At 47.6% G+C, this 2,159-nt stretch carries 1 protein-coding gene; it reads right to left on the reverse strand.

Annotated elements, in window-relative coordinates; genetic code table 11:
- A partial coding sequence (gene abc-f / locus HP456_RS23155; RefSeq protein WP_172255450.1) for a ribosomal protection-like ABC-F family protein occupies positions 1-1,508 on the reverse strand: 1,508 nt, incomplete at its 3' end.
- Positions 1,509-2,159: the final 651 nt, after the last annotated feature.

The following is a 2,159-nucleotide window of genomic DNA, read 5'->3' on the forward strand; positions in this document are numbered from 1 at the left end:
GTCAACCGCAATTCCTCTACGTCGCTGCGCTCAGGAGCAGACTCATTCAACTGCTTGCGGATTTCCCTGTTTTCAATCACGAGCTTTACACTTGTCGTTTTCTCAAGAAAATACCGGTCATGCGAGACGACGATCAAGGTGCCGGTGTAATGCGATAACGTCTCCTCCAGCTGTTCACGCGAGGGCAAATCGAGATGGTTCGTCGGTTCATCCAGAATCAGCACGTCCCTTTCCTCCAGCATATACTTCATCAGCTTGCACTTCACGCGCTCGCCCATGCTCATATTCCGGATCGGCTCCCGCCAAGAAGCCGTCTGGAATCCAAGATGCTTCATCAGCGTCTGGACCTTCCCTCTCTCTTCAAACGTTTCCTTGTGGAAAAGCTGCTCCGGTGTATCATCAAGCGGCAGGTCGAATACTTCCTGTGTAAGATATCCAATCTCTGCAGAAGGCGAGAGCCAAACGCCGCCTTCTGCTTTTTCGTTCCCCATGATGATCTTCAATAGTGTCGTCTTCCCGCTCCCATTGGGTCCAATGATTGAGATCTTTTCACCATATTGAATCGTAAAATTGGCTGCGCTGAACAACGTCCGCCCGCTAAAGTTCTTCGACAGATTCTTCACTTCAAGGAAACGTTTGCCTTTCTTGTGACCCGCCTGCAGCGAGAATCGGACTGTATGCTCTTCCTCAACGGCTTCCACCTTCACCTTCTCAAGCTCCCTTTCAAGCCGCTTTTGCTTTGACTTAACCTGACTGTCGGTCCGCTTGGCTTTCACCCGGTAGTATTCCTTGAACCCTTCTTTCTTAGTCGACTGGGCATGTGCCTTTTGCGACCAGGAGTTGAGCTCGCTCATCTGGCTTTCAATGCGTTCCACCATCTTCTGCTGCTTCTCATATTCCCGCTGCTGAGTCAGCCGCTTCTGTCTCCGTTCTTCCATATAACTCGAATAATTTCCTTTATGCTCAGTAAATTTTCCGTCTTCAAGCGACCAGATTTTCGTCACTGCTTCATCTAAAAAATATCGGTCATGCGACACGAGAATGATTGTTCCTTTATAATCCCTGATCTGTTTCGTCAAAAACTCCAGGCTCTCCTGGTCCAAATGGTTCGTAGGCTCATCGAGCAGCAAGAGATCCGTATTCCGGGCAAAACCCTTTGCAAGCCTCGCTTTCAGTTTTTCCCCGCCGCTCAGCTGCCGGAAATCATGAAGGGGTACCTTCCACTTTTCCAAAAGCTTAGCTTCAGAAGATGTTGTGTCACCGAAGAAATGAGACTCTGTTTCCTGCTCGACCATCGTCATGCTCATGTCTCGCTGCATCCACTGGATGGAGCCTCCGGAAGGCGCAAGATCCTCATGAATCACCTGCAGAAGCGTGGATTTCCCAGCACCGTTCGGCCCGATGATCCCGATCACATCCCCTTCCTGCACACTCGCATTCAACCCTTCAAACAGATTTCGTTCCATCATTTCAACGCTTATATCCACTAATTTCATAATCTCTCTCATACAATCTTCCCCTCTCTTTAAAAGGAGGACAAAAAAATCCTCCCAGATCATCTGGAAGGATTAGCCGTACCTGTGCCTGCAGCGCACTCAAAAGAAGCCGATCTCAATCGATAGCTCAGGCAGACGTATAATAAATGGGCAGACTAATCCTATTTAGGTTGATTTGAAATATAAAATTTCAATCGTCGAAAATAAGATTAGTTCTTCATTGTCCACCCATCACTCCTGTCATTTATTAGTTAATTTACTATACCACGATTTCATCCAAGTATGCAAAAGGAAAATAAAACGCGGGTATTAAACACCGCTGTTGATTTCCTGCTAGTCTTCACTTTACCCGGGTGTTCCGAGCCTCTTCGGTCGTTCCTCCCTGCTGTCAAGAAAAGCGGAGGGGCTTTATACAGAGGCGGGTAGCATAAGGAGAAGTAGGAATGAAAGCGTTCCTTGCCTTCTGGATGATTTGACTAAGACATGTGCCTTTAAGTCCCAGAGCTGGACAAGTCTCACACCAGTCACTTCTCCCCCAGGAGCATTCCTGTGGTATTAAAAAGGACCTATTGCACAAAAAAAGGACCCTCCGTTATGATGCAGGTGCGAACCAAATCTCATAAAGGGAGGATCCTCACATGCATCATAATCGAAATCAACGTA

The organism is Bacillus haikouensis (genome assembly GCF_013179555.1).
Classification (GTDB): domain Bacteria; phylum Bacillota; class Bacilli; order Bacillales; family Bacillaceae_B; genus Rossellomorea; species Rossellomorea haikouensis_A.